General features: G+C 73.5%; 21 protein-coding genes. 10 read left to right on the top strand and 11 right to left on the bottom strand.

Annotated features, from left to right (window positions below; genetic code table 11):
• Nucleotides 1-3: 3 nt before the first annotated feature.
• From ABD774_RS03595 to ABD774_RS03585, 3 genes are read left to right on the top strand one after another with little or no spacing between them, the layout of a single operon-like run.
• The gene (locus ABD774_RS03595; protein WP_345037768.1) at nucleotides 4-2409 is read left to right on the top strand and encodes a DUF5682 family protein; all 2406 of its coding nucleotides are present in this window, start codon (nucleotides 4-6) and stop codon (nucleotides 2407-2409) included.
• The gene (locus tag ABD774_RS03590; protein WP_345037765.1) at nucleotides 2406-3539 is read left to right on the top strand and encodes a VWA domain-containing protein; all 1134 of its coding nucleotides are present in this window, start codon (nucleotides 2406-2408) and stop codon (nucleotides 3537-3539) included. Before ABD774_RS03595 ends, ABD774_RS03590 begins: the two co-directional genes overlap by 4 nt.
• Nucleotides 3536-5677, top strand: a complete 2142-nt coding sequence (locus ABD774_RS03585; RefSeq protein ID WP_345037763.1) for a hypothetical protein — start codon at nucleotides 3536-3538, stop codon at nucleotides 5675-5677. The genes ABD774_RS03590 and ABD774_RS03585 overlap by 4 nt, the downstream gene beginning before the upstream one ends.
• Nucleotides 5678-5679: 2 nt before the next feature.
• Here the strand turns inward: ABD774_RS03585 and ABD774_RS03580 are convergent, their stop codons facing one another.
• From ABD774_RS03580 to ABD774_RS03570, 3 genes are all read right to left on the bottom strand, one after another.
• Complete coding sequence (locus tag ABD774_RS03580) at nucleotides 5680-7056, bottom strand: SPFH domain-containing protein (RefSeq protein WP_345037761.1); 1377 nt, start codon at nucleotides 7054-7056, stop codon at nucleotides 5680-5682.
• Between the two features lie 33 nt (nucleotides 7057-7089).
• Nucleotides 7090-7542, bottom strand: a complete 453-nt coding sequence (locus ABD774_RS03575) for an NfeD family protein (protein ID WP_345037759.1) — start codon at nucleotides 7540-7542, stop codon at nucleotides 7090-7092.
• A 251-nt stretch (nucleotides 7543-7793) separates the two neighbouring features.
• Nucleotides 7794-8588: an ABC transporter ATP-binding protein gene (locus ABD774_RS03570; RefSeq protein WP_345037757.1), complete on the bottom strand. Its 795-nt coding sequence runs from the start codon at nucleotides 8586-8588 to the stop codon at nucleotides 7794-7796.
• A gap of 103 nt (nucleotides 8589-8691) precedes the next feature.
• Here ABD774_RS03570 and ABD774_RS03565 point away from each other — a divergent pair, with 103 nt between their 5' ends.
• Nucleotides 8692-9498, top strand: a complete 807-nt coding sequence (locus ABD774_RS03565; RefSeq protein ID WP_345037754.1) for a hypothetical protein — start codon at nucleotides 8692-8694, stop codon at nucleotides 9496-9498.
• 179 nt (nucleotides 9499-9677) lie between these two features.
• On the opposite strand, the gene glgA is transcribed toward ABD774_RS03565, so the two are convergent.
• Nucleotides 9678-10913 (bottom strand): glycogen synthase, encoded by a 1236-nt coding sequence (gene glgA, locus ABD774_RS03560; RefSeq protein ID WP_345037752.1) that lies wholly within the window; start codon nucleotides 10911-10913, stop codon nucleotides 9678-9680.
• Nucleotides 10914-11065: 152 nt separating this feature from the next.
• Between glgA and glgC the strand changes: the two genes are divergently transcribed.
• Together glgC and serB are read left to right on the top strand one after the other, a co-directional pair.
• Nucleotides 11066-12307, top strand: coding sequence for a glucose-1-phosphate adenylyltransferase (gene glgC, locus ABD774_RS03555; protein ID WP_345037750.1), 1242 nt, complete (start codon nucleotides 11066-11068; stop codon nucleotides 12305-12307).
• Nucleotides 12308-12336: 29 nt separating this feature from the next.
• Nucleotides 12337-13239, top strand: coding sequence for a phosphoserine phosphatase SerB (gene serB / locus ABD774_RS03550; protein ID WP_345037748.1), 903 nt, complete (start codon nucleotides 12337-12339; stop codon nucleotides 13237-13239).
• Nucleotides 13240-13391: 152 nt separating this feature from the next.
• On the opposite strand, the gene ABD774_RS03545 is transcribed toward serB, so the two are convergent.
• The 5 genes from ABD774_RS03545 to fabG all read right to left on the bottom strand — a co-directional run bounded on the left by ABD774_RS03545 (nucleotide 13392) and on the right by fabG (nucleotide 16474).
• A complete protein-coding gene (locus ABD774_RS03545) occupies nucleotides 13392-13580 on the bottom strand; it encodes a hypothetical protein (protein WP_345037746.1) in 189 nt (62 codons plus the stop codon).
• A gap of 86 nt (nucleotides 13581-13666) precedes the next feature.
• Entirely contained in the window at nucleotides 13667-14272 is a 606-nt protein-coding gene (locus ABD774_RS03540) for a dihydrofolate reductase family protein (RefSeq protein ID WP_345037743.1), read from the bottom strand.
• 138 nt (nucleotides 14273-14410) lie between these two features.
• The gene (locus ABD774_RS03535) at nucleotides 14411-14911 is read right to left on the bottom strand and encodes a SixA phosphatase family protein (protein ID WP_345037741.1); all 501 of its coding nucleotides are present in this window, start codon (nucleotides 14909-14911) and stop codon (nucleotides 14411-14413) included.
• Nucleotides 14911-15678: an enoyl-ACP reductase FabI gene (gene fabI / locus ABD774_RS03530; RefSeq protein ID WP_345037739.1), complete on the bottom strand. Its 768-nt coding sequence runs from the start codon at nucleotides 15676-15678 to the stop codon at nucleotides 14911-14913. The genes ABD774_RS03535 and fabI overlap by 1 nt, the downstream gene beginning before the upstream one ends.
• Nucleotides 15679-15751: 73 nt before the next feature.
• Nucleotides 15752-16474 carry a beta-ketoacyl-ACP reductase gene (gene fabG / locus ABD774_RS03525; RefSeq protein WP_345037737.1) on the bottom strand — a complete coding sequence of 241 codons (723 nt, stop codon included), beginning with the start codon at nucleotides 16472-16474 and terminating at the stop codon, nucleotides 15752-15754.
• Nucleotides 16475-16637: 163 nt separating this feature from the next.
• On the opposite strand from fabG, the gene ABD774_RS03520 reads away from it, so the two are divergent.
• The 3 genes from ABD774_RS03520 to ABD774_RS03510 are packed head-to-tail and all read left to right on the top strand — an operon-like array spanning nucleotide 16638 to nucleotide 18246.
• Nucleotides 16638-16961 (top strand): DUF3099 domain-containing protein, encoded by a 324-nt coding sequence (locus ABD774_RS03520; RefSeq protein WP_345038256.1) that lies wholly within the window; start codon nucleotides 16638-16640, stop codon nucleotides 16959-16961.
• A complete protein-coding gene (locus ABD774_RS03515; RefSeq protein ID WP_345037734.1) occupies nucleotides 16958-17173 on the top strand; it encodes a hypothetical protein in 216 nt (71 codons plus the stop codon). Before ABD774_RS03520 ends, ABD774_RS03515 begins: the two co-directional genes overlap by 4 nt.
• The gene (locus tag ABD774_RS03510; RefSeq protein WP_345037732.1) at nucleotides 17170-18246 is read left to right on the top strand and encodes an SURF1 family cytochrome oxidase biogenesis protein; all 1077 of its coding nucleotides are present in this window, start codon (nucleotides 17170-17172) and stop codon (nucleotides 18244-18246) included. The genes ABD774_RS03515 and ABD774_RS03510 overlap by 4 nt, the downstream gene beginning before the upstream one ends.
• Before the next feature lie 123 nt (nucleotides 18247-18369).
• Here ABD774_RS03510 and ABD774_RS03505 read toward each other — a convergent pair whose 3' ends face one another.
• Entirely contained in the window at nucleotides 18370-19983 is a 1614-nt protein-coding gene (locus ABD774_RS03505; RefSeq protein ID WP_345037729.1) for an ABC-F family ATP-binding cassette domain-containing protein, read from the bottom strand.
• Between the two features lie 157 nt (nucleotides 19984-20140).
• Here ABD774_RS03505 and ypfJ point away from each other — a divergent pair, with 157 nt between their 5' ends.
• On the top strand, nucleotides 20141-21022 hold the full coding sequence (gene ypfJ, locus ABD774_RS03500) for a KPN_02809 family neutral zinc metallopeptidase (protein ID WP_345037727.1): 882 nt from the start codon (nucleotides 20141-20143) through the stop codon (nucleotides 21020-21022).
• A 137-nt stretch (nucleotides 21023-21159) separates the two neighbouring features.
• Here ypfJ and ABD774_RS03495 read toward each other — a convergent pair whose 3' ends face one another.
• On the bottom strand, nucleotides 21160-22614 hold the full coding sequence (locus tag ABD774_RS03495) for a nucleobase:cation symporter-2 family protein (protein WP_345037724.1): 1455 nt from the start codon (nucleotides 22612-22614) through the stop codon (nucleotides 21160-21162).
• Nucleotides 22615-22804: the final 190 nt, after the last annotated feature.

The following is a 22804-nucleotide window of genomic DNA, read 5'->3' as shown; positions in this document are numbered from 1 at the left end:
CGGATGCTCAGTACCGCCGGCGTGCGCGAGCTCGCGGCCTCCCTCGTCAGCGACGCGCTGGTGGTCGTGCCGGTCCGGCACCACAGCCCGGCGTGCGCGTGGCAGGTGCGCCGGGCCGTCGAGGAGCACCGCCCGTCGGTGGTCCTGGTGGAGGGCCCGCGCTCGCTGACTCCGCTCGTCCCGCTGCTCACGCACGCCGAGGCACGCATGCCCCTGTCGGTCTACACCTGGGCGGTGCGCGGGAAGGGCGCCGCCGTCGAGCGGTGGAGCGCGCACCTGCCCTTCTGCGACTACTCCCCCGAGCTCGTCGCCCTGCGGGAGGCCGCGTCGCGCGGCATCCCGGCACGATTCATCGACCTCGACCTCGCCGAGCAGTCCCTCGTCGGCACCCGCGAGTTCGCCCCGGACGCCGAAGAGGCGCTGCAGGACGAGCACCACTACCGCACCAGCGCCCGTCTGCAGGCGCTGGCCGAGAAGGTGGGCTGCCGTGACCCCGAGGACCTGTGGGAGCGCCTGATCGAGGCCGACGGGGCCGAGGTCACGTCCGCCGAGCACACGGCCCGCGTCGCGGCGTGGTGCCAGCTCTCCCGGCAGGACCACCCGCGGGCCGAGCTCGACCGGGACGGCACCACCGCGCGCGAGGCGGAGATGGCCTGGCACGTGACCCAGGCCCTGGCGGGACGGGACCCGGACGACGGGCCGGTGCTCGCCGTCGTCGGCGGCTTCCACGCGGTGGCGCTCCCCGCATTGCTCGCCGAGCCGCCCGCCCGGCCCGAGATCCGTCTCGACGGGGTGAGCGACGGGGCCGCGATCGTGCGCTACACCTTCGAGCGGCTGGAGCGCCTGAACGGCTACGCCGCCGGGATGACCTCGCCGGCGTGGCACCAGCGCCTCTGGGAGCTCATGAGCGAGGAAGCCGACGCCCCGCGGGCCCTCGCGGCCCTGTCCGCGATCCTCGACGTCGCCGACGAGCTCCGCCGGCGCCACCAGGCCCCCGTCCCGATGCCCGCCGTCTCCGCCGCGTTCGAGCAGGCGCTGCGCCTGGCGGCGCTGCGGGACCGGCCGGCGCCGCTGCGCAGCGACCTGGTCGACGCGGTCACGAGCTGCTTCGTCAAGGGCGACGCCGACGTCGAGGGAGCCCTGGTCGGCGCGGTCACCCGGCACGTCCTGACGGGCACGGCCGTGGGCACCGTCCCGCCCGGCGCGGGCACACCGCCCCTGGTCGCCGACACCCTCGAGCGGCTCCGCCGCCAGAAGCTGCACGTGGACGGCGAGCCCAGGACGGCCGCCCTCGACCTGTACCGCCGGCCCGCCCACCGCGAGACCAGCCGCCTGCTGCACGGCCTCGCCCTGCTCGGCGTCCCCTTCGCGGCCCGCACGGCCGGGCCCGACTTCGTCCACGGCCACGGCCTGGGCCGGCTGCAGGAGCGCTGGGAGTACCGGTGGAGCCCCGCGACCGAGGGCGCGCTCGCCGAGGTCTCCGTCCACGGGGAGACCCTGCCGTCCGCCGTCGCCACCCGCTTCGGGGCGCTGCTCGACGCCGAACGGGCCGAGGGTGCCCGCAGCGCCCCGGTGGCGACCTCGCTGCTCGTCCGGGCCTGCGTGCTCGGGCTCCACCACCACTCGGCGGAGGCGCTGGGACTTGTCCGGGAGGCCCTCGGCGCCGACGTCGCCTTCGACGCGCTGGCCGCGGCGACGGCGCAGCTGGCGCTGCTGCAGGAGGCGCGCGAGCCGCTGGAGGCCCGCACGCTGGAGCCGCTGCCCGCCCTGCTCCGCACGGCGTACGAGCGCGCGATCTTCCTCGGCCGCGAGCTGTCCGGGCAGGAGTGCGCCCCGGGCGACGCGGTCGCCGCCCTCGTGCAGCTGCGCGAGGTCCTGGTCGGCGAGAGCGGGAGCGGCCTCGACGCCGACCTCTACTGGGAGATGGTCGACCGTCTCGCCGCCACGCACGAGGCGCCGCTGGTGCGTGGCGGCGCCACGGGTCTGCAGTACTCCGCCGGCCGGCTGCAGGCCGAGGGGGTCGCGCGGGCGATCGCCGGGCACCTGTCCGGCACCGTGAGCGCCGGGGACGGCGTCGGCTTCGTCGGCGGGCTGCTCGGGACGGCCCGGGAGGCCGCCTGGCAGGAGCCCGCGCTGCTCGCCGCGCTCGACGGGCGCCTGCGCGCGTGGGAGCGAGAGACCTTCGTCGAGCACCTGCCCGAGCTGCGCCTCGCGTTCGCCCGGATGACGCCCCGGGAGACCGACCGGATCGCCGAGGCCGTCGCCGGGCTGCACGGCGCGACGGACCTCGGGGGGCTCCGGCGGCCGGAGGTGGACGAGGGCGCGGTCCGCCGGCACCTGGAGGTCTCCCGGGTCACCGCCGGGCTGCTCGCGCGGGACGGCCTGGCCGCGTGGGGAGACCGGGCATGAGCGGCGACGCGCTGGAACGGTGGCGGCTCGTCCTCGGCCGGTACGCCTCCAGCTCCCTCGGCGGGTGCAGCGGGACCTCGGCCCGCCTCGACGCCGCGCTCGACTTTCTCTACGGGCGCGAGTACCACGGGCGTGACCTGCGGCCCGAGGAACGGCCCGCGGCGGAGACGGCCCCCGGGTCCCTGGAGGAGTCCGCCCCGGGCCTCGTGACCTGGCTCGGCGAGGTCCGTGAGCTGTTTCCCCGCGAGACGGCCGAGGTGGTGGAGGGGCACGCGCTCGAGCGCTACGGGCTCACCGCGCTCGTCACCGACCCCCGAACCCTCGAACGGCTCGAGCCGAGCGAGCAGCTGCTCCGGACGCTCCTCGCCCTCAAGGGACACCTCGGCCAGGAGGCCCTCGTCGTGGCGCGCCGGATCATCCGCCAGGTGGTCGAGGAGCTGACCCGCCGGCTCCGGACGGACGTCCGCCGCGCCATGACCGGCAGGCTCAGCCGCGACCGCCACTCCCCCGTGCAGATCGCCGCCAACTTCGACGCGGCCGGGACGATCCGGCGCAACCTTAAGCACTTCGACCCCGCCCGTGGCCAGCTCGTGCTGCAGGAGGTGCTCTTCTTCGAGCGCAACACGCGCCGGCTGCCGTGGGACGTCATCGTGTGCGTCGACCAGAGCGGCTCCATGGTGGGCTCGGTCATCCACAGCGCCGTCATGGCGGGGATCCTCTCCGGGCTGCCAGCGTTCCGCGTGCGGCTGGTGGTCTTCGACACCGCCGTCGTCGACCTCACGGACCAGGTGGAGGACCCGGTCGAGGTCCTCATGCGGGTCCAGCTCGGTGGCGGGACCGACATCGCCCAGGCGGTCCGCTACTGCACCCAGCTGGTGGAGAACCCGCAGCGCACCGTGCTCGTGCTGGTCACCGACTTCTGCGAGGGCGGTCCGCCGGGCGACCTCGTCCGTGCGGTGCGGGGGCTGGCGGAGTCGCGCGTGACGCTCATCGGCCTGGCCGCCCTCGACGGCGAGGCCCACCCGCACTACGACCGGGACATCGCCCGGCGTCTCGCCGACTGCGGGATGAGCATCGCCGCGCTGACACCGGGCAAGCTCGCCGAGTGGCTGGTCCAGGTGACCTCGTGAGCGTGCGTGCCGCCGTCGTCGCCCAGCTCGAGCGGTACGACGACGACGCCTGGGCGGCGCTCGCCAGCCGCGGGCTGCTGCGCCGGGCCCGGAAGGATCTCGCGGGTGCCGAGGTCGGCGTCGTCGCCGACGAGGGCCAGGTGCTGCGTCTGCGGGTCGGGCAGCACGAGGTGACCTTCGACGCGCGTGGTCCCGCCCACGCGGCATGCTCCTGCCCGAGCGGGACGACGTGCCAGCACGTGGTCGCCGCCGGGCTCTGGCTGGTGCAGGTCGCATCCGGTGCCGGCCATGGTCCGGCCCCCACCTCTGGACTCGACCTCGGCCCGGCGCAGCGCGGCGGCTCGGCGCCCGACGTGCTGCACCGGGAGCTCATGGACCTCGACACCGGCGCGCTCCTCGCCCACGCGGGCCGGCCCGGCTACCGCTGGGCACGGCAGCTGGTCGACGATCTCGAGCCCGCCGACGTGCGGATCGAGGCCGGCCGGAACGTGGCGGTGACGTTCTCCCACCCGTTCCTGACCTTCCGGTACATGGGCGGCGGGGCGGCCGGCCTCGTCCCCGACACACGACTCTCCGCCGTCGAGAAGTACCAGGTCGCGGCGGTGCTGGCGTACCAGCGCGCGCACGGCGCCGACCTCCCCGGCGTCCAGCCGCGTCGACCCGGGAGGACCGGCGACGACGTCGACGAGACCCGTGCGCGCCTGCGGGCGGCCACCGCCCGCCTGCTCACCGACACCGTGGCGCTCGGCCTGTCCCACCTCTCACCCGGCGTCCACCAGCGGTACGAGACGGTGGCGGTGTGGGCGCAGGGGGCGGAGTACCACCGCCTGGCGCTGCTGCTGCGCCGTCTCGCCGACCACGTGGAGCTGTTGCTCGAGCGGTCCGCCCGGGCCGACGAGCACCGGCTCCTCGACGAGGCCGCGATCGCCTACGCGCTCGTGTCCGCACTCGATGCTGCGGCCGCCTCCGGGAGCGCCCCGGCCCGGCTGGTCGGGCGGGCCAGGAACCGCTACGACACGGCGGGCACGATGGAGCTCGTCGGGCTCGGCGCCGTGCCCTGGCGCGCGGCCTCCGGCTACCGGGGGCTGACCACGCTCTTCTGGTGGCCGGGGCAGGCCCGGTTCGTCTCCCTCACCGACGCTCGGCCCGAGACGCTGGCCTTCGACCCCCGCGCGCGCTACACCACTAGTGGCCCGTGGAGCGGGCTGTCGTCCCCCTCCGCCACGACCGGGGCCCGGGTGGTGCTCACCGAGGCGCAGCTGAGCGCCGGGGGCCGCCTCTCCGGCGTCGACCGGACCCGGGCGGCTGTGCAGCCGCTCCCGGGGGGAGAGCTCGCCGATCTGCTGCCCGTCGTCGACTCGTGGGACGCGCTCCGCCGCGACGCCGCCGGCCTGCTGGACGAGCCGGACCCGCTGCGCGACTGGGCCGTGCTCCGCCCCGCACGGTACGGGCCGGCCTTCTTCGACCCGACGTCCCAGAACCTGACCTGGGTGGCGCTCGACCGCGCCGGCACACCGCTGCCGCTCGTGGTGGCCTACACCCCCGAGGCGGCGCACCTCGTCGAGAGGGTGGAGGTGATCGCGCGGGACGGTTCGGCCGAGGGCGCGCTGCTCGTCTGCCGCCTGCGCACCGGGTCAGCCGGGGTCACCGGCGAGCCGCTCAGCCTCGTGCGTCCCGACCGACCGGCCGGGGAGGCCGTCGAGGCGCTGCACTTCGCGAGCGCCGGGGCGCCCGCACCGCGCCGCCGCGTCCGGGGCGGCGAGGACGCCACCGGGGGCAGCGTCGGCGGGACGGCAGGCCACGGTCGAGGCCGCGACGTCGCGCCCGACAGCGGCCGTCTCGCCGGCGTGCCTGCCGCGCTGCTCGACCTGCGCGCCTGGGTCGTCCGCCAGGCCGAGCGGGGCACCGGCGCCGCCTCGGAGGCCGCCCTGACAGGGCAGCTTCTCGAGCACCACCGCCGCGTCCGCGGCATCGGCCTCGACGTCTTTCCGGCCAAGCTCCCGCCGGACGGGGGAGCCGCGCAGCTGCTGCGCTCGCACTTCGTCGTCCTGCAGACCACCGCCCTGCTGACCGGGGAGACGGGCGAGAGCAGCGACGTCGGCGGGCCGCTCGAGCTCGCCGACGCCGGTGGCCAGTAGCCTCAGCGCTGCCCGGGCTCGCCGCCCTGGTCGTCCTGCGGCCGCGGCGGCGGGGCGAAGCGGGAGGTGTCGTCCTGCTGAGCCTCGTCCCACTCCTGGGGGCCCGGCCCGGCAGGACTGGTCCGCGTGCGCTCGCTGAGCTCCTCGGCCTGGCGCTGAGCCTCGCGGCGGGCACGGTCACCGCCGGCCTCCAGCGCCTCCTCGATGCGCGCCTCGGAGGCCGCCCGGCGCTGGGCGCGGGTCTGCGTCGACTCGGCGGGCTGCTGCCCGGCCTCGGCGGCCCGGGAGAACGGCATGCCCGAGCCCTCACCCGCGTACGACGCCTCCGACGTCGCCCGCTGGGCCTCCCCGCGGGCCTGGGCGAGCGCCTCGTCCGGGTCCTGCAGCGTGGTCTCCTGGAGGTTCTTGGACAGACCCTGGCCGTAGTCGCCGAAGTCGACCTGGGGGTGCTCGCCCGCGTCGAGGTCCGGCCCACCGCCGTCGCCCGAGGCCCCGAGACCGCCGAAGCCCTTGGAGATGCCGTTGAGGGCGGTGGTGAACTCCGTGGGGATCACCCAGAGCTTGGAGGAGCTGCCGTTCGCGATCTCCGGCAGCATCTGCAGGTACTGGTACGCGAGCAGGCGGCTGTCGGGCTTGCCGCGGTGGATGGCGTCGAAGACCTGCAGGATCGCGCGGGACTCACCCTGGGCCTTGAGGATCGCGGACTGCGCCTGGCCCTCCGCGCGCAGGATGGCGGCCTGCTTCTCACCCTCGGCCGTGAGGATCTGCGACTGCTTGACACCCTCGGCCGTCAGGATCGCGGCGCGACGGTCACGCTCGGCGCGCATCTGCTGCTCCATGGAGCCCTGCACCGAGGCCGGCGGGTCGATCGCCTTGAGCTCGACGCGGTTGACGCGGATGCCCCAGCGGCCGGTGGCCTCGTCGAGCACGCCGCGCAGCTGGCCGTTGATCTGGTCGCGGCTGGTCAGCGTCTGCTCGAGGTCCATCGAGCCGATGACGTTGCGCAGCGTGGTGACGGTGAGCTGCTCGATGCCGGTGATGTAGTTGGCGATCTCGTAGGTCGCGGACTTCGGGTCGGTCACCTGGAAGTAGATGACGGTGTCGATGCTGACCACGAGGTTGTCCGAGGTGATGACCGGCTGCGGCGGGAAGGAGACCACCTGCTCGCGCAGGTCGACGCCGGCACGCACCTTGTCCACGAACGGGATGAGGAAGTGCAGCCCGGCGTACATGGTGGTCTGGTACTTGCCCAGGCGCTCCACGATCAGGGCGACGGCCTGGGGGACGATCCGCACCGCGCGCGTGATCGCGACGACGACGAAGATGCCGACCAGGATCAGGACGATGATCAGGATGATGCCGCCGACGCTCTCGGCCATGCTGCTCCTCGGGTTGTGTTGCGCTGCGGTGGTTCAGAACTGGTACAGCTGGTCGTCGGCGGTGGCGTCGACGACGGCGGTCGCGCCGTCGATGCGCACCACGCGCACGGTGGTGCCGGTGGGCAGCACGCTGCCGTGCCGGGCGGCGCGGGCGGTCCAGACCTCGCCCGCGAGCTTGACCCGGCCGGCGTGCTCGGTGACGTCGATGAGCACGGTCGCCTCACGCCCGACGTGCGCCGCGATGTTCGTGGCGGTGTCCGGCGTCGAGCGGTCGAGGAACCTCTTGGCCCACGGCCGCACCACGAAGAGCAGGGCGGCAGAGACGATCGCGAAGACGAGGATCTGCACCCAGAACGGGGCACCCACCAGCGCGACGAGCATGGCCGCGAGCGCGCCGCCGGCGAACATGAGGAAGATCAGGTCCACGGTGAGCATCTCGACGACACCCAGGACGAGCGCCGCCCCCAGCCACCAGAGCCAGCCCATGTCCCCTCGTTCCCCAGGCTGACGCGCACCCTCGCGCGGCTGACCTGCGTCGATGATGCCGTCGTGTGAGGGAGATCCTATCGGGAGCCACCGACACCGCGGCCCACCAACGCGCGGGGCCGTTCCGACGCAGGCGCGGCCGGCGAGGATGGGCGCCACGCGCGCCACGCGCGCCACGAGCTCCACGCGCGCCGCGAGCGCCGCGGGCGCCGCGGGCGTCAGCGCGACATGCAGTCAGCCCGCCACGCGCGTCAGCGCGCGGTGCCGGCCGCCCGGGCGCTGTAGCGGTCCCGGTGCCGCTCCACCTCGAGCTCGAGCCCGAACGCGGCCGAGAGGTGCTGAGGGGTCAGGACGTCCTCGATCGGGCCAGCGGCCTCGACGACGCCCTCGCGCAGCAGGAGGGCGTGGGTGAAGCCGGACGGGATCTCCTCCACATGGTGCGTGACCAGCACCATGACCGGGGAACGGCCGTCACCGGCGAGCTCCGACAGGGCCGCCAGGAGCTCCTCGCGCCCGCCCAGGTCGAGACCGGCCGCCGGCTCGTCGAGGAGAAGCACCTCCGGGTCGGGCATGAGGGCGCGGGCGATCTGGACGCGCTTGCGCTCGCCCGAGCTGAGCGTGCCGTAGGTGCGCTCCGCGAGGTGGCCGACCCCGAAGACGTCGAGGAGGGTCTGGGCCCGGTCGAGGTCGAGCGTGTCGTACTCCTCGCGCCAGCGCCCGGTGATGCCGTAGGACGCGGTGACGACGACGTCGATGGCCCGCTCTCCCGCCGGGAGCCGCTGGTCCAGCGCGGCCGAGGCGAGCCCGACCAGGGGCCGCAGCTCCGCCAGGTCGGTCTTGCCGACCTCCTCGCCGATGATCGTCACGGTGCCGCTGGTCGGGTGCAGCCGTCCGGAGACGAGCTGGATGACCGTCGTCTTGCCCGCCCCGTTCGGCCCGAGCACCACCCAGCGCTCGCCCTCGTTCACGGACCAGTCCACGCCGTCGAGGATCATCCTGCTCCCGCGGCGGACGGAGACGTCGTTCAGCTCCAGCACATCACCCATGACCCCGACCCTAGAACACCTCGGACCCCTGACCGTGCGCGCGCGCCGAGGCGTGGACGGCGGCGCTACGGGGCACACAGCCCGCAGAACTAGGCTGGTCCCCATGTCCGGTCCGGCGATCCTCACCCTGCCCGCGTCCGTGGTCCTGGCGCTGTGGCTGCCGGTCGTCGACGGCCCGGAGACCGCCCGGCGCGCCGCCCGTGCGGTGACCGGGCAGGACGAGGTCCACCACGTGCGCGAGCGCGGCGCCCTCCTGACCGGGACGACGTCCCTCGCCGACCTGCTGCTCCAGCTGGTTCCCGCCGGCGAGGTCGCCGCGATCCTGCCGCGCCCGGGCGACCCCATGGGCGCGCCCGCGGTGCGCTCGGCGGACCTCCTCGACGCCGGGGAGGGCCTGCTGCTGCGCCGCCCGGGCAACCCCACCGAGCGCTGCGCCGTCATCGTGCCCGAGCGGGAGGTCTACGGCAGCGTCCTGGAGCGGGGTGAGCTCGTCACGTGGGTCGTCGACCATGATCTGAGCGAGCACCTGCCCGCTCCGAGCCTGCTGCTCGCGGGCGTCGAGCCGCTCTCGCAGGCGCGCCGGGACATCCAGCTCGCCCTCTCCGACGCGGTCGACGCGCTCGAGGCGCTGGACGTCGCCCGCGACCGGCCCGACCTCGCGGACGAGCTGCTCGACCTCTCCCTCGCCACTCTTCCGGACGAGCTGCTGCCGCCACGCCTGGACCCGCGCCGCCTCGACGTGCTCGAGCGGGCGGCGAGGCTGACGGCCATCCTGGACCTCGCCACGGGCGACGACGGTGCGGCGGTCACCGCGGGCCAGGCCGGCGCCCGGGCGGCCGCCCTCGCGCACGTGGCCCGATCGGCACGCCACGCGCTCGCCGCCGCGAGCGCGACCCGCCGGGCGAGCTGACCCGGTGAACGAGCTGACCCGCCGGGCGAGCTCAGCAGTCGAGCGAGCTGACCCGCCGGGCGAGCTGAGCAGTCGAGCTCAGCCGCGCTCGCCCGTGAGGACCGCCAATCGTGCTGGGGACCGATGTCCAGACGGTGGTCCCCGGCGCAGACGGAGGTCCTCACGAAGGCGTCGGCGGACTACCGGCGGCGCAGCACCTGCTCGTAGACCTCGATCGTGCGGTCGGCGATGGCCTCCCACGCGAAGTGGTCCTCGACGCGGCGCCGGGCCGCGGCACCCATGCGGCCGGCTGCCTCGGGGTCGGTGACCAGCGCGGTGAGCGCCTCTGCCAGGTCGCTCTCGAACCGGGCGGGGTCGATCGGCGTGCCGGTCCCGTCGTCGGCCTGCTCGATCGGGACGAGGGTGCCCGTGACGCCGTCGTCGATGACCTCGGGAATCCCGCCGGTGGCCGAGCCGACCACCGGCAGCCCGACCGCCATGGCCTCGAGGTTGACGATGCCGAGCGGCTCGTACACCGAGGGGCACACGAAGACGGTGCCGGCGGCCAGGACGGCGACGAGCTCGGGCCGCGGGAGCATCTCCTCGATCCAGATCACGCCCTGGCGCCGGTCCTGGAGGTTCTCCACGAGGGCCGTGACCTCGGCGGCGATCTCCGGGGTGTCCGGCGCCCCCGCGCAGAGCACGAGCTGGACCTCGGCGGGCAGCTGCTCGACGGCGCGGAGCAGGTACGGCAGGCCCTTCTGGCGGGTGATGCGGCCGACGAAGACGACGGTGGGGCGCCCGGGGTCGATGCCCAGCCGCGCGAGCGTCGCCGCAGCCGCCGCCTCCTCCTCCGGGGTGGACGGCCGGCGCCAGCCCTCCAGGTCGATGCCGTTGTGGACCACGTGGACCTTCTCGGGGTCGATCTGCGGGTAGGCGCGCAGGATGTCCGCGCGCATGCCGCCGGAGACGGCGATGACGGCGTCCGCCCCCTCGTACGCGGTGCGCTCGGCCCAGCTCGACAGCGCGTACCCGCCGCCGAGCTGCTCGGCCTTCCACGGGCGCAGCGGCTCGAGGGAGTGCGCCGTCAGCACGTGGGGGACGTCGTTGAGCAGCGCGCCCAGGGTCCCCGCGAGGTTGGCGTACCAGGTGTGGGAGTGCACGAGGTCGGTGCCGACGAGGTTCGCCGCGATCGTCAGGTCCGTGCCGAACGTGCGCAGCGCGGCGTTGGCGTGCTGGAGCTCCGGGAGGTCGTCGTAGCCGGTGACCGGCACCTCGACGTCGTTCTCGGTGTCCCCCGCCAGGCGCGGGCCGTCGAAGGCGTGGACGCGGACGTCGACGCTGCGGCGCAGGACCCGCGCCAGCTCGGTGACGTGGACCCCGGCCCCGCCGTAGACGTGGGGCGGGTACTCGCGGGTAAGGAGGTCGACCCTCATGTTCTATCGCTTCCTTCGTCGGACGGGCCTCCGGCGGCCCCGAGCACGATGCGGCCAGCACAGCATGCCCGTAACCAGGGTGATCCACGCAACACGGTGCAAGTTGTTGCCATGTCGCGACGGGTGACGGCTCTCGGCAATATGGTCGGGGCATGGCAGCCCCACGCGTACTTGCGATCGTCCTGGCCGGTGGTGAGGGTAAGCGGCTGATGCCGCTCACCGTGGACCGGGCGAAGCCCGCGGTGCCGTTCGGGGGGATCTACCGGCTCATCGACTTCGCCCTGTCCAACATCGTCAACTCCGGCTACTTGCGGATCGTCGTGCTGACGCAGTACAAGTCGCACAGCCTGGACCGGCACATCGCCAAGACGTGGCGGATGTCGAACCTGCTCGGCAACTACGTCGCCCCGGTCCCCGCCCAGCAGCGAGTGGGCAAGCACTGGTTCCTCGGCAGCGCCGACGCGGTGTACCAGTCGCTCAACCTCATCGACGACGAGCGGCCCGACATCGTCGTGATCGTGGGCGCCGACAACATCTACCGCATGGACTTCTCCCAGATGGTGGAGCAGCACATCGACTCCGGCTTCCCCCTGACGGTGGCCGGCATCCGGCAGCCGCTATCGATGGCGGACCAGTTCGGCGTCATCCAGGCCGACCGGGACAACCCCCACAAGATCGGCGAGTTCCTGGAGAAGCCGACGGACGCCGTCGGGCTCGCGGACTCCCCCGACGAGATTCTCGCCTCCATGGGCAACTACGTCTTCGACGCCGACGCCCTCGTCGAGGCCGTCACCTCGGACGCGAAGGACGACTCCTCCAAGCACGACATGGGCGGCTCGATCGTCCCGGCGTTCGTGGCCGACGGCGCCGCCGGCCTGTACGACTTCACGTTCAACGACGTCCCGGGCTCGACCGACCGGGACCGCAACTACTGGCGCGACGTCGGCACGGTGGACGCCTACTACGAGGCCAACCAGGACCTCATCTCGGTCTACCCGGTGTTCAACCTCTACAACGACGACTGGCCGCTGTTCACCGGCTACACCGGGCTGCCGCCCGCGAAGTTCGTCTACGCGCACCGGGAGCGGCTCGGGCACGCCCTGGACTCGCTGGTCTCCCCCGGGGTGATCGTCTCCGGCGGTGAGGTCATCGGCTCCGTCCTCTCCCCAGGCACGCGGGTGAACTCCTGGTCCTCGGTCCGTGACTCCGTCCTCTTCGACGGCGTGGACGTGGGACGCAACGCCACCGTGAACCGCACGATCCTGGACAAGAACGTCAAGGTGGCGCCCGGCGCCCGCGTGGGCCTGGACCACGAGCACGACCGCGCCCGTGGCTTCACCGTCACCGAGTCCGGCATCACGGTGGTGCCGAAGGGGTGGACGGTCGAGCGCTGAGGGGTGCGCCCGCCCGTAGGCTGCCGCCCGTGAGCGATCCCGTCCCCTCCACGGTCCGCGCCGGCCTGGTCTCCCCCCGCCCCGTTCCCGAGTCCCTGGTGACCCACGCGGCCGCCGTCCTCGCCCGGGTGGCCGACGGCGTGACGGTCGTCGACACCTCCCGCGACGGGTGGTTCGGCCTCGCCCTCGCCGGGGCGCTGCGCCCCGGGACGAGCGCGGAGGGCACGGCCGCCGAGCTGCGCGGCCCGGCGACGGCGCTGGGCGTGGACGTCGCCGTGACCGCCGGCCCCCTCGCCGCCGACGGGGTCGGGCTGCTGGTCACCGACGTGGACTCCACGCTGATCACGGCCGAGGTCATCGAGCTGCTCGCCGAGCACGCGGGCACGCGCGAGCAGGTGGCCGCGGTGACCGAGCGCGCGATGCGCGGGGAGCTCGACTTCGCCGCGAGCCTGCGCGAGCGCGTGGCCACGCTGGCCGGCCTGGACGTCGGTGTGCTCGAGGAGGTGCGCGCGCGGGTCTCGCTCACGCCGGGCGCCCGCGAGCTGGTCGAGGCCGTGCACGAGGCCGGCGGGACCGTCGGGCTCGTCTCCGGCGGTTTCGGGGAGATCGTCGCCCCGCTGGCCGCGTCGCTCGGCATCGAGCACGTGGTGGCGAACACGCTCGAGGTGGCCGACGGCCGCCTCACCGGCCGCACCAGCGGCCCGGTGGTGGACCGCGCCGCCAAGGAGCGTCACCTGCGCGCGTGGGCCGAGGCCGACGGCGTGCCGCTGGAGCGGGTGGTGGCGGTCGGTGACGGCGCCAACGACCTCGACATGCTCGGTGCCGCAGGCCTGGGGGTCGCGTTCTGCGCGAAGCCTGTCGTGCAGGAGCAGGCGGACGCGGCCGTCGGCTTCCCCCGGCTCGACGCGGTGCTCGGCCTGCTCGGCCGCTGACCAGGTTGCGGATGTGGTCGTCCGCAGCGACCACATCGGCAACCCCGCTGGCGCGCGGTGTCACCGGCCCGGACGTGGAACGCCGGCCAGCAGCCTGCCCGGACGTGGAACGCCGGACCGGTCAGCGGCCGGTCCGGCGTCGGTGGCGCTTCTCAGCGCGTCTTCTCGAGCTGCTCCTCGACCATCTCGGTCGGGACCTCGGACGGAACCTCGGTGGTTCCCTCCGCCGGCCTCTCGGCCGGTCCGCTCTCACGGGCGCGGCGTTCCCGCTCCCTCTCTGCCCAGCGTTCGGTGTAGTACCGGTCGTAGCACATCGCGGACTCCTTCCTGCTGCGGGGCACCTTCGATTGTGCCCCCGTGGTGCGAGGTGCACCAGGGCAGCGGCGCACGCCGGCAGCGGCGGTCGCAGCGGCGGTGGCGATCGCCGTCAGCGCACGACGTCGTAGGTCAGGTGCGCGAACTGCCCGAACCGCTCCGCCCGGCGCAGCCGAAGCGCGTCCGGCCCGATACGCCGCGGGAGCAGCGGGGCACCGCCGGGCAGCGTCGCCGGGGCGATCGACACCTGGATTTCGTCCAGCGCCCCCGCCTCCCAGAACTGACCGGCCAGGTCCCCGCCGCCGAGCAGCCAGACGTCCCTGCCGCCCGCGGCCGCGGCGATCTCCGGCAGCGCGGCGGCCACCGGACCGCGGAGGAACCGCACGTCGGCGCCGTCGGGCCGCGGGAGGTCGCGCGAGGTGAACACGAATGTCGGCCGGTCGCCGAGGTACTCGAGCTCCTGCCAGCGGCCGGGCTGCTCGAGGAGCCGCTCCTCCCGCAGCACCCACTCGTAGGTGGTCGAGCCCATGACGTCGGCCCCCACGTCGCCGAGCTGCGTCGACAGCTCCGGCGTCCCGTCGCTCTCGACGGCGAAGAGCCACGCCAGCGAGTTCTCCTCGTCGGCGAGGAACCCGTTCAGGGTCGACGCGGTGTAGTACACGACCCGGGGTCGCCCCCCGGGCCGTCGGAGGGACGACGGCGACGGCTGGTTCTCCATGCCGCCCAGCGTGCCGGGCCGGGACGCCGTCGTCCATGCCTTTGCCGACGACGGTGCCGGCTCGCCGCCGAGGGGGAATGCCGGCTCGCCGCCGACGGCGGCACCGGCCGGCGCGGCGGGCGCCGGCCCGGGTGGACCTCAGTCCTGCGGACGCACCAGCTGGGACAGGTGGGCCGTCGACCGGTCCAGCTCCGCCCACGGCGTGGTGACGTCGATGACGCACGCGGCCGCCGTCGGAATGCCGAGGCTGACCTGCTGGGCGAGGTCGTCACGGGTGTCGTGCAGCAGGTACGCCAGACCTGACATGGTCGGCTCGTGACCGACGACGAGCACCGTGGCCGCGTCGGCGTCGACCTCCCGCAGCATGCCGAGGAGCTGGCGCGGGCCCGCCTTGTACAGCTCCTCGCTGACCCGGTGCTCGCGCACGCTCAGGTGCTGGCTGACAAGCTTGAACGTCTCGGTGGTGCGCAGCGCTGTGGAGACCAGCGCCAGGTCGACGGCGCCCGTCACCTCGGCCAGCCGCGGCCCCAGCTTCCCGGCCTGCTTCCGCCCCTTGGCCGCAAGCGGCCGCAGGGCGTCACCGAGGTCACCCTCCGGCTCGGCCTTGGCGTGCCGCAGCAGGACGAGCGTCCGGGACATCACACCCCCATCGCGTGGACACCGCCGTCGACGTGGACGATCTCCCCCGTCGTCTTCGGGAACCACTCGGAGCACAGGCCGATCACGGTGCGCGCGGTGGGCTCGGCGTCGGAGACGTCCCAGCCCAGCGGGGCGCGCTCGTCCCAGCCGCCCTCGACCTGGTCGAAGCCCGGGATCGACGTCGCCGCGGTGGTGCGCACCGGGCCCGCCGAGACGAGGTTGACCCGGATGCCGGAGGGCCCGAGGTCGCGGGCCAGATAGCGCGCGGTGGACTCGAACGCGGCCTTGGCCACGCCCATCCAGTCGTAGACCGGCCAGGCGAAGCTGGCGTCGAAGGTCAGGCCGACCAGCGCCGAGCCCGGGACCATGAGCGGCTGGGCCGCCACGGCGAGCGCCTTGAGCGAGAACGCGGAGACGTGCACGGCGGTGGCGACGTCCTCCCACTGCCCGGCGAGGAAGTTCCCGCCCATGACCGACTGCGGGGCGAACCCGATGGAGTGGACGACGGCGTCGAGGTGGTCCACGTGCTCGCGCACGGCATCGGCGAGGTTGTCGAGATCCTCCTGGTTCTGCACGTCCAGCTGGACGACCGGAGCGGGCGCGGGCAGGCGCCGGGCGGTGATCTCGGTGAGGCGGAACTGGCGGCCGAAGGAGGTCAGGACGACCTTCGCGCCCTGCTCCTGAGCCAGCCGGGCCACGTGGAAGGCGATCGAGTTGTCCTTCAGCACCCCGGTCACCAGGATCGTCTTGCCCTCGAGCAGTCCCATGGGTCTCCTTTCGGTGGCGCCGCGAGCGCCGGTGGTTGACATCAGATCGACGTCGGCGTTGTCGGTGCGGTGGTCAGTGGCCCATGCCCAGACCGCCGTCGACGGGGATCACGGCCCCGGAGATGTAGGCGGCCTCGGGCGAGGCGAGGAACTGGACGGCCGCGGCGACGTCGTCGACCTGGCCGAACCTGCCGGCCGGGATGGCGCCGAGGTAGGCCTGCTGCTGCTTCTCGGGCAGCGCCTGCGTCATGGCCGTGTCGATGAAGCCGGGGGCGACGACGTTGGCCGTGATGCCCCGCCCGCCCAGCTCGCGGGTGATGGAGCGGGCCATCCCGACGAGCCCGGCCTTGGAGGCGGAGTAGTTCACCTGGCCCGGGCCGCCGTAGAGGGCGACGACGGAGGAGATGAGCACGATCCGGCCGGATCGGGCGCGGATCATGGCCTTGGAGGCGCGGCGCGCCACCCGGAAGGCTCCGGCGAGGTTGGTGTCGAGGACCGTGTCGAAGTCCTCGTCGCTCATGCGCATGAGCAGCTGGTCGCGCGTGACGCCGGCGTTGGCGACGACGACCTCGACCGGCCCGTGCTCCTCCTCCACGCGGGTGAAGGCCGCGTCGACCGAGGCGGTGTCGCGCACGTCGCCGACGACGCCGAGCACGCCCGCGGGCAGGTCCCCGGAGCGGTAGATCGTGGCGACCCTGTCGCCCGCGGCGACGAACCGCTCGGCGATGGCGCGGCCGATGCCCCGGTTCGCCCCGGTCACCAGCACACTGCGTCCGACGTTCTCCGCCACGGACATCTCCTCTTCATCCACCGGTCGCTGCGGGGAAACCGTAGCCGACGCGCGCCCGCGGGGGCGAAGGCCGTCCGCGGCGGGCGGGGTGGGGCATCCCACAGGCCCCGTCGACGGGCCACCGGGCAGAGCCGCCCGCCGCCGCGCGGCGTAGCCTTGAGAGGTGAGGATGCCCGGTCGTCGTCGGCAGGGGTCGCAGGTGCAGGCGATCACCTCGGCACCGCGCGCCCTGGCCGACGACGTGCACGACCGCACCGTGCGGTACCTGATCTCGATGGGCATCCGCACCGGTTGCTTCCTGCTCCTGCTGGTGGTGCCGGGGCCGTGGAAGTGGGTCTGCGTGGCGGGGGCCGTGCTCCTGCCGGCCGTGGCGGTCCTCTTCGCGAACGCCGGCCGGGAACGCCCGCAGGCCCCGACCACGCTCATCGGCCCGCCGGGGGCACCGCCCCCGCGCCAGCTGCCCTACGACCCCACGACGGAGTACCTGCGATGACCGAGGAGGTTCTGCGCTGCAGCGCCAAGGGCTGCGGCGCCGAGGCCGCCCACGCCCTGCTGTGGAACAACCCGCGCCTGCACACCACCGGCCGCCGGAAGGTGTGGCTGGCCTGCGACGCGCACCGTGAGCACCTGAGCCGGTTCCTCGCCGACCGGTCGTTCCTGCGCGACGTCGTCGGCGTGGGCGAGCTGGACGAGTCGCACGGGTGAGCGCCGTGGGCGACGCGGCCGGCCGGCGCGGGCGGTACGCGTTCCTGCGGACGCGGCGCTGGGTGGGTCTCATCGCGCTGCTGGTCGCCGCCTCGGTCGCGTGCGCCCTGCTGGGCGTGTGGCAGTGGGGCCGGTACGCGGTCCGCCACGCCGAGGCCGAGCAGGTCTCCGCCGTCTACGACGCCGCTCCGGTGCCGCTCGAGGAGGCGCTGCGCTCCGTCACCGGCCCCGTCCGGCCCGACGAGGAGTGGCAGCCGGTGGAGCTGCGCGGTCGCTACCTCGACGGCGGCACGGTGCTGCTGCGCAACCGCCCGGTCGAGGGCACCCCGGCGGTGCACGTGGTGGCCCCGTTCGTCGCCCGGACCGGCGATGGCGAGGTGCTCGTCGTCGTCGACCGCGGGTGGGTGCCGGCCGAGGTGGCCGACGGCGGGGGCGCCGTCCCGCAGCCCCCGCCCGGCGACGTGACGCTCACGGCCCGGCTCCGCGACGCCGAGGCCGCGCACGAGCGCGTCCCGCCCGCCGGGCAGGTCTACACTCTCGCCCCGTCCCAGGTGCTCGACGCCGTCGGGGGCGTGAGCGACCTCGGCGCCGTCGCGGACGTGCCCGTGCTCGACGGGTACGTGGTCGCCGCGGCCGAGAGCCCTGAGGCCGCAGAGGCGGTGGGCCGCTACGGACGCCCGGGCTCCAAGCACGCCATGAACATCTCCTACGCGTTCCAGTGGTGGGTCTTCTCGGCCGGGATGCTGGTGGCGCTGGTGGTCCTCGCCCGACGTGAGGCCGCCGAGCGGTCCGGTCACGGCCCGGTGCGCCGCGTCAGCCGGGCCGAGTTCGACGAGGACCTCGAGGTCTACACCCAGCTGCAGGCCCGTGCCCAGCTGCCGACCGGCACCCATGGTGCGGCGGGCCTCGAGACGGACGCACGCGACGACGCATCCCGTGGGCCGCGCGTCATCGAGGCCCTCAACCCCGGCTCCGGGGCAGTCAGCCCCGGCTTCGGGGCCGATCCCGGCGCCGAGGATCGTGCCACCCGGTCTCCGCAGGCTCCGCCGTCGTCCCGGCACCTCGAGCGCTGACCGGGCAGCGAGCCCCCGGCACCGCCGTCGTCCCGGTCCGGTCTGCACGGACAACGGTGAGGATCCGACGCCTCCGGGGCACCGGATCCTCACCGTTGACAGATCGGCGGGGCCGCCCGCGACTCAGGCGAGCGTGACGAGCTCGAGGTACTGATCGCTCCACAGGTCCTCGTCCGCGTCGGGCAGCAGGAGCACCCGCTCGGGGTTGAGCGCCTCGACGGCCCCCTCGTCGTGGGTGACGAGGACGACGGCGCCGGTGAAGGAGCGCAGCGCCCCGAGGATCTCCTCGCGGCTGGCGGGGTCGAGGTTGTTCGTCGGCTCGTCCAGGAGCAGGACGTTGGCCGAGGAGACCACCAGGACCGCGAGGGCGAGGCGGGTCTTCTCCCCGCCGGAGAGCACCTTGGCCGGCTTGTCGGCGTCCTCGCCGGAGAAGAGGAACGAGCCGAGCACGCTGCGCACGCCGGTGTCGTCGAGGTCCGGGGCGGCCGAACGGAGGTTCTCCACCACGGTGCGCTCGACGTCCAGGGTCTCGTGCTCCTGCGCGTAGTAGCCCACCTTCAGGCCGTGGCCGGGGATCACCTCGCCGGTGTCCGGCTCCTCGACCCCGCCGAGGATGCGCAGCAGCGTCGTCTTGCCCGCGCCGTTCAGGCCGAGGATGACGACCTTGGAGCCACGGTCGATGGCGAGGTTGACGTCGGTGAAGACCTCGAGGGAGCCGTAGGACTTGCTCAGCCCCTCGGCGGTGAGCGGGGTCTTGCCGCACGGGGCTGGGTCGGGGAAGCGCAGGTGCGCGACCTTGTCGGCACGGCGCACGTCGTCCAGCCCGGAGAGCAGCCGCTCGGCGCGGCGCGCCATGTTCTGCGCGGCGACGGTCTTGGTGGCCTTGGCCCGCATCTTGTCCGCCTGGGCCATGAGCTGGCCGGCCTTCTTCTCGGCGTTGGCGCGCTCGCGGTGGCGGCGGCGCTCGTCGGCCTCGCGCTGCTTGACGTAGGCGTCCCAGCCCATGTTGTACACGTCCAGCACGCCGCGGTTGGCGTCGAGGTACCAGACGTGGTTGACCGTCTCGCGGAGCAGCTCGACGTCGTGGGAGATGACGACGAAGCCGCCGGTGTAGCTCTTCAGGTAGTCCCGTAGCCAGACGATGGAGTCGTGGTCGAGGTGGTTCGTCGGCTCGTCGAGGAGCAGGGTGTCGACGCCGGAGAAGAGGATGCGGGCGAGCTCGACCCGGCGGCGCTGGCCGCCGGAGAGCGTCTCGAGCGGCTGCTCCAGGACGCGGGTGGGCAGACCGAGGTTGGACGTGATCCGGGCCGCCTCGGACTCGGCGGCCCAGCCGCCCTGCGCGGCGAACTCGGCATCCAGCCGGACGTACTTCTCCATGGCCTTCTGCTGGGCGGCGCCCTCGGCGGTGCTCATGGTGTGCTCGGCGCGGCGGATGCGCCGGACGATCTCGTCCAGCCCGCGGGCGGAGAGCACGCGGTCGCGGGCGAGGACCTGCATGTCGCCGGTGCGTGGGTCCTGAGGCAGGTAGCCGATCTCGCCGGTACGCACGATCTGGCCGGTGTGCTGGACCACCGAGGCCGTCTCGTCCTGGCCCGAGAGCAGCTTGGTCAGCGTGGTCTTTCCCGCGCCGTTGCGGCCGACGAGCCCGATGCGCATGCCGGCGTCGACGCGAAAGCTCGCCTCGTGGAGCAGCTCGCGGGCGCCGATGCGCATGGAGACGTCGTGGGCGGTGATCACAGGGGCAGACCTCTAGACACAGACTGGGGTGGGAGCACCGACGTGGTGCGCTGCCCAGTCTACGTGGGACTCCCGGCGGCACCGAGAGAATTTGCTCACCGCCACACCCGCCCCGGCCCGACGCGCCGTCGCGACGCTGCCGCACTACTTTGTGCCCATGACTTTCAACGAGGGTGGCCGGATCGACTCGGGCCGCGTGCGTTCGTCCCGCGGTGGCAAGGGGGCCGCGATCGGCGGCGGTGCCGGCATCCTCGTCCTGCTCGTCTACCTGTTCACCGGGCAGGACCTCTCCGGCATGTTCGGCGGCGGTGAGCCGTCGCAGCAGGAGAGCGGGATCAGCCTGGAGCACTGCCAGACCGGCGCCGACGCCAACGAGTACGTGGAGTGCCGCATGGTGGCGGGCGCCGAGTCGCTCGACGCGTTCTGGCAGGCGGCGCTGCCGGAGCAGGCGGACATCGAGTACCGGCAGCCCGGCTTCGAGGTGTTCGAGGGCTCCGTGGCGACGGGGTGCGGCGACGCCACCTCCGCCGTCGGCCCGTTCTACTGCCCGCCGGACGAGAGCGTCTACCTCGACACCGGCTTCTTCGACCAGCTCGAGACCCAGCTCGGCGCGGAGAACGCACCGCTGGCGCAGCTGTACATCGTGGGCCACGAGTGGGGGCACCACATCTCCAACCAGCAGGGGATCATGGACCAGATGGACCGGCAGGACACCGGCCCGGAGTCCGACGGCGTGCGCCTGGAGCTGCAGGCCGACTGCTACGCCGGCATGTGGCTCTCCCACGCGGCCAACACGCCGGACCCCAACTCGCCGGACAACGCCCCGCTCCTGAAGGCCCCCACGCAGGAGGAGCTCACCGACGCCCTCGACGCCGCCGCCGCCGTCGGCGACGACCGCATTCAGAAGGGGGCGGGCCAGGAGGTCAACCCGGAGGCATGGACCCACGGCTCCGCCGAGCAGCGCATGCGCTGGTTCACCACCGGCTACGAGCAGGGCACCATGGCCGCCTGCGACACCTTCTCCGCAGGTCAGCTGTAGGCCGGCTGCCACCCGCGGCGGCAGGCGGACCCACCGCCGCACGAGAACGCCGACCGCAACCGGAGTCCCGGTAGCGGTCGGCGTGTCGTGGGGCGGTCGCGCGGTGCGCGCGACAGGAGTGCGGCGGGAGGGCGCTGTCAGCGCCGGGGGTCGCCCTCCGTGCTCTCGGCAGAACTACCGTGGGCCAGCTCCGCCTCCCGGCTGGCCTCCCTGGCCTCCGCCTGGCGCACCACGTCGGGGCGGTTGAGGCTCTTGGGGATCGCGCGGGTCTCGTGCGCGGCCGCCACGTGGTCCTCGTTCATCTGGTCGCGGTTGAGCAGCAGGTTCAGCAGGATGGCGGCCAGCGCGCCGGCGCTGATGCCCGAGTGGAAGATGAGCTGGAACCAGCTCGGGAAGTTGGCGTAGATCTCGGGCTGCACCGTCGGCAGGAGCGCAATACCGACCGAGATCGCGACGACGAGGACGTTGGTGTTGGTGAAGTGCACCTTCACCAGCGTCCGCACGCCCGCGGCGACGACCATGCCGAAGAGGGCGATGCCCGCTCCCCCGAGCACGGCGCGCGGCACGCCCTCGACGATGGCGGCGACCTTGGGTACCAGGCCCAGGGCGATGAGGATGAGGCCGGACATGGCGGTGACCCACCGTGACTTCACCTGGGTCAGGCTCACCAGGCCGACGTTCTGCGCGAACGCGGTGTAGGGGAAGGTGTTGAAGAGGCCGCCGAGCACGGTGGACAGTCCGTCGGCGCGCAGACCGTCACCGAGCTGGCGCCTGCCGACGGGCTTGTCGACGATCTCGCCCACCGCGAGCATGTCGCCCGTCGTCTCGGTCATGATGACCAGCCCCACGACGAGCATCGAGATGACGGCGGCGATCGGGAAGGTGGGGAACCCGAAGTGCAGGGGCGTGATGACCGCGAACCATCCGGCCTCGCCCACGCCGGACCAGTCGACCATGTCGAAGGGGATCGCGACGATCGTGCCGACGACCAGGCCGAGCAGCACCGAGACACGGGCTACGGACGGCGGCGCGAACTTCTCGAGCAGGATGATGAAGATGAGCGTCCCCGCGGCGAACGCGAGGTCGCGCGGCTGCGCCGAGGGCTCGTTGTTGGTGATCCAGCCGGCCGCGACCCCCATGAGCGAGAGCCCGATGATCATGATGACCGTACCCGTGACGAGCGGCGGGAAGAAGCGCAGGATCGAGCTGAACACCGGTGCCAGCGCGATCATGAAGAGGCCGCACGCGATCGTGGCGCCGAAGATGGCGGTGATGTCGTACTGGTTGCCGATGGCGATCATGGGGCCGACGGCGGCGAACGTCACGCCCTGCATCAGAGGCAGGCGCACGCCGAAGCGCCAGAACCCGATGGACTGGATCAGGGTGGCGACGCCGGCCACGAACAGGTCGGCGCTGATGAGGAAGGCGATGTCGGCGGAGGAGTAGCCCAGCGCGCCGCCGACGATGAGCGGGACTGCGATGGCGCCGGCGTACATCGCCAGCACGTGCTGCAGCCCCAGGGGGAAGAGCTTGTCGAGCCGTGGGATCTCGTCGACCGGGTGCTTTGCCGACGCCGTGACGGTGCGGGACACGTGACCTCCTGTTGAGTCCGTCGTTGGACCGTTCGGCACAGGCTAGGGCACGAAAGAGCCGGACGTAACCCCTACGTGGATATTTGTTTTCGGATCCCGGAAGAATTTTCGGATGGTGAAAGTCGGTCGTGGACGACGACGGCCCGGTCGCCTCCGCAGGGGGCGACCGGGCCGAGCGTGCTGTGCGTGG

The sequence above is a fragment of the Georgenia daeguensis genome, from assembly GCF_039537705.1.
Lineage (GTDB): Bacteria > Actinomycetota > Actinomycetes > Actinomycetales > Actinomycetaceae > Georgenia > Georgenia daeguensis.
This window is presented reverse-complemented; position numbering and strand designations above follow the sequence as displayed.

Coding starts and splice junctions, on each gene's coding strand:
- glgA (WP_345037752.1), bottom strand. CDS start 10,913: ATGAGGGTCGACCTCCTTACCCGCGAGTACCCGCCCCACGTCTACGGC.
- ABD774_RS03575 (WP_345037759.1), bottom strand. CDS start 7,542: ATGGGCTGGCTCTGGTGGCTGGGGGCGGCGCTCGTCCTGGGTGTCGTC.
- glgC (WP_345037750.1), top strand. CDS start 11,066: ATGGCAGCCCCACGCGTACTTGCGATCGTCCTGGCCGGTGGTGAGGGT.
- ABD774_RS03565 (WP_345037754.1), top strand. CDS start 8,692: ATGTCCGGTCCGGCGATCCTCACCCTGCCCGCGTCCGTGGTCCTGGCG.
- ABD774_RS03580 (WP_345037761.1), bottom strand. CDS start 7,056: ATGGCCGAGAGCGTCGGCGGCATCATCCTGATCATCGTCCTGATCCTG.
- ABD774_RS03540 (WP_345037743.1), bottom strand. CDS start 14,272: ATGGAGAACCAGCCGTCGCCGTCGTCCCTCCGACGGCCCGGGGGGCGA.
- ABD774_RS03515 (WP_345037734.1), top strand. CDS start 16,958: ATGACCGAGGAGGTTCTGCGCTGCAGCGCCAAGGGCTGCGGCGCCGAG.
- fabG (WP_345037737.1), bottom strand. CDS start 16,474: ATGTCCGTGGCGGAGAACGTCGGACGCAGTGTGCTGGTGACCGGGGCG.
- ABD774_RS03570 (WP_345037757.1), bottom strand. CDS start 8,588: ATGGGTGATGTGCTGGAGCTGAACGACGTCTCCGTCCGCCGCGGGAGC.
- ABD774_RS03535 (WP_345037741.1), bottom strand. CDS start 14,911: ATGTCCCGGACGCTCGTCCTGCTGCGGCACGCCAAGGCCGAGCCGGAG.
- fabI (WP_345037739.1), bottom strand. CDS start 15,678: ATGGGACTGCTCGAGGGCAAGACGATCCTGGTGACCGGGGTGCTGAAG.
- ABD774_RS03520 (WP_345038256.1), top strand. CDS start 16,638: ATGCCCGGTCGTCGTCGGCAGGGGTCGCAGGTGCAGGCGATCACCTCG.
- ABD774_RS03595 (WP_345037768.1), top strand. CDS start 4: ATGCTCAGTACCGCCGGCGTGCGCGAGCTCGCGGCCTCCCTCGTCAGC.
- ABD774_RS03590 (WP_345037765.1), top strand. CDS start 2,406: ATGAGCGGCGACGCGCTGGAACGGTGGCGGCTCGTCCTCGGCCGGTAC.
- ypfJ (WP_345037727.1), top strand. CDS start 20,141: ATGACTTTCAACGAGGGTGGCCGGATCGACTCGGGCCGCGTGCGTTCG.